Annotated in this window: 1 pseudogene; it reads right to left on the minus strand. The window is 62.4% G+C overall.

Going from position 1 to position 242, the window contains the following annotated elements:
• Window positions 1-23: 23 nt before the first annotated feature.
• Window positions 24-242, minus strand: a pseudogene (locus AB4Y44_RS42910) (hypothetical protein); the annotation flags it as partial.

Below are 242 nucleotides of genomic sequence, written 5' to 3' on the forward strand. Positions count from 1 at the left end.
CAGCCCGCAAATGATCATGTGCTTCATCGCGGAGAAGGTGCTCGGGTTGCCGAAGTCTTACTGAACCGTGCAAGGGGTATCGCGCCGCCTTGCGATCGAATGCCCGACCCAAGCCCGACCCACGCCCTTGCCCAGGCGATTCCCGCGTCCTGCGCTTCCTCCTCCGAATCGAACAGGTCGAGGACGCCGGAAGTGCAGATGAGCTTGTTACCCTGAATGATGGTCCCGCCACCCGCGTAGCG

It is taken from the genome of Paraburkholderia sp. BR10937 (assembly GCF_040965695.1).
Taxonomy (GTDB): domain Bacteria; phylum Pseudomonadota; class Gammaproteobacteria; order Burkholderiales; family Burkholderiaceae; genus Paraburkholderia.